The sequence below is a fragment of the Pseudomonas sp. MD195_PC81_125 genome, from assembly GCF_014060985.1.
Taxonomy (GTDB): Bacteria; Pseudomonadota; Gammaproteobacteria; order Pseudomonadales; family Pseudomonadaceae; genus Aquipseudomonas; species Aquipseudomonas parakoreensis.
In genome coordinates this window covers 1-2,734 of record NZ_JABULD010000380.1, presented here as the reverse complement: position 1 = coordinate 2,734, position 2,734 = coordinate 1, and the positions used below count along the sequence as shown (strand labels likewise).

Annotated in this window: 4 protein-coding genes; all 4 read right to left on the bottom strand. The window is 59.4% G+C overall.

Annotated features, from left to right (window positions below; translation table 11 throughout):
• Positions 1-258: ATP-binding protein (locus tag HT737_RS15725; protein ID WP_306287217.1), on the bottom strand; the 258-nt coding region annotated here is incomplete at its 3' end.
• Positions 259-263: 5 nt separating this feature from the next.
• Positions 264-1,367, bottom strand: coding sequence for a DNA replication/repair protein RecF (gene recF, locus HT737_RS15720; RefSeq protein ID WP_003220208.1), 1,104 nt, complete (start codon positions 1,365-1,367; stop codon positions 264-266).
• A 14-nt stretch (positions 1,368-1,381) separates the two neighbouring features.
• A complete protein-coding gene (gene dnaN, locus HT737_RS15715; RefSeq protein ID WP_003220202.1) occupies positions 1,382-2,485 on the bottom strand; it encodes a DNA polymerase III subunit beta in 1,104 nt (367 codons plus the stop codon).
• Positions 2,486-2,524: 39 nt separating this feature from the next.
• On the bottom strand, positions 2,525-2,734 hold a 210-nt coding region (locus HT737_RS15710; protein WP_308809989.1), incomplete at its 5' end, for a helix-turn-helix domain-containing protein.

Here is a 2,734-nt window from a genome sequence, read left to right as displayed (position 1 = left end):
TTTGTGCACGTCTACCGGGATGCCACGGCCGTTGTCTTTAACGGTGATGGACTCATCCGGGTGGATGATGATGCTGATGTCGTCGCAGTGGCCGGCGAGGGCTTCGTCGATCGAGTTGTCGACCACCTCGAACACCATGTGGTGCAGACCGCTGCCATCGTCGGTGTCACCAATGTACATACCGGGACGTTTGCGTACGGCATCCAGGCCTTTCAACACTTTAATGCTCGTTGAGTCGTACGTATTTTCTTCGCTCAATGCCTTCACTCCCGATGGTCGTGGGTCTGGGTGATACGGCCCTGTTCCACGTGGAACAGAGCGACTGGCGTTTCCGTCTGCCAGCCTTCCCTCAATAATTCGTGATCTACACAGGTGATGAAAACCTGGCAGCGTAAGTCTTCCAGCAAGCGGCACAGCGCGCGGCGGTGGCTCTCGTCCAGCTCGGACGGCAAGTCATCCACCAGATAAATACACTGGCCGCGTCGGGCCTGGCTCACCAGATGCCCCTGGGCAATTCGCAAGGCACAGACCACCAGTTTCTGCTGACCCCGGGACAAAATGTCCGCGGCATTGTGTGCGCCCAATCTAAGACGCAAATCAGCCCGTTGCGGTCCGGCCTGGGTATGTCCCATTTGCTGGTCCCGTTGCACGGAGCCAGCCAGTACGGCACTCAATTCCCGGTCCTTGTCCCAGCCTCGGTAATAGCTGAGCGTCAAACCTTCAAGCTCAACCAGTTCGCTCAAGGTTTGTTCAAAGACTGGTTTCAAGGCTTTGATATAAGCGCGGCGGTATTCATCGATTTCAGCGCTGGCCTGGCACAGCTCCCTGTCCCAAACCGCTTGCGAAACGGCGTCAAGTGTACCATGCCGCAGCCAGGAGTTTCTCTGGCGCAAGGCCTTCTGCAAACGCTGCCAGGTCGCCATGAAACGCGGTTCGACGTGGAACACGCCCCAGTCCAGAAACTGCCGGCGAATCTTCGGCGCGCCTTCGAGCAAGCGGAAGCTGTCGGGATTGATCAGCTGCAACGGCAGGATTTCTGCCAGTTGCGCAGCGCTACGGGCGTTCTGGCCGTCGATGCGAATCTGGAACTCGCCCTGACGGTCGCGAGATATGCCCAACGCACTGTGGCCACCCTCGGCCAATTCGACCTGACCGAACACGGTGCAGGCGAGTTGCTCGTACTGGATGACCGGCAACAGCCGCGTGCTACGAAACGAACGGGCAAGCCCCAGCAGATGAATGGCTTCCAGAACACTGGTTTTGCCGCTGCCGTTGGCGCCGTAAAGAATGTTGATGCGGGGGGAGGGGGAGAAGGTCACCGGGTGCAGATTGCGCACCGCGGTGACCGAAACACGACTTAACGACATCCAGGATCAGCTGATTACAGACGCATCGGCATGACAACATAAGCCGAGTCGTCATTGTCGGACTCTTGCACCAGCGCACTGCTGTTGGAGTCGGACAGGATCAGGCGAACCTGCTCGGTGGTCATCACGCCCAGCACGTCGAGCAGATAGCTCACGTTGAAGCCGATTTCCAGCGAACCACCGTTGTATTCAACACCCACTTCTTCTTCCGCTTCTTCCTGCTCCGGGTTGTTGGCCTGGATCTTCAACTGACCGTTGGCCAGTTGCAGACGGATGCCGCGGTACTTCTCGTTGGACAGGATCGCGGTACGGCTGAAGGCTTCACGCAGAGCCTGACGATCGCCCAGTACCAGCTTGTCACCACCCTTCGGCAGAACGCGCTCGTAGTCCGGGAACTTGCCGTCGACCAGCTTCGAGGTGAAGGTGAATTCGCCGGTGGTGGCGCGGATGTGGTGCTGACCCAGAACGATGCTGACGTTGCCGTCCGGCTCGGTCAGCAGACGCGCCAGTTCGAGGATACCTTTGCGCGGCACGATCACCTGGTGGCGATCCGGCTGACCGATATCGGCCTGCATCGAGCACATCGCCAGACGGTGGCCGTCGGTGGCCACGGCACGGATTACACCAGCCGAGACTTCCAGCAGCATGCCGTTGAGGTAGTAGCGCACGTCCTGCTGGGCCATGGCGAAGCTGGTGCGTTCGATCAAACGACGCAGTTTGCTTTGTTCCAGGCTGCAGGTCAGCGAACCCGGGCCTTCCTCAACCGTCGGGAAATCGTTGGCCGGCAAGGTCGACAGGGTGAAACGGCTACGACCGGCCTTCACGACCAGTTTCTGCTCGTCGACCTTGATGTCGATCAGTGCGTCGTTGGGCAGGCTCTTGCAGATGTCCATCAGCTTGCGCGCAGGCACGGTGATGGAACCGGTTTCGGCCGGCTCTTCGAGTTGCACGCGCCCCACCAGCTCGACTTCCAGGTCGGTACCGGTCAGCGACAGTTGCTGGCCGTCGACGACCAACAGCACGTTGGACAGTACCGGCAAGGTCTGTCGGCGCTCGACGACGCCTGCGACCAGTTGCAGGGGTTTCAACAGGGCTTCGCGTTGAATGGTGAAATGCATGGTCTAGTCCCTTGCCTTAATAAGCTGCGCTGGTGTTCATCAAGTGGTCAGTGTACGCAGCAGGTTCTTGTAGTCCTCGCGGATGTCCGCGTCGGATTCCTTAAGTTCGTTGATCTTGCGGCAGGCGTGCAACACCGTCGTGTGGTCGCGACCACCAAACACATCGCCGATTTCCGGCAGGCTGTGGTTGGTCAGCTCCTTGGACAATGCCATGGCCACCTGACGCGGACGTGCCCACCGAGCGCGAAC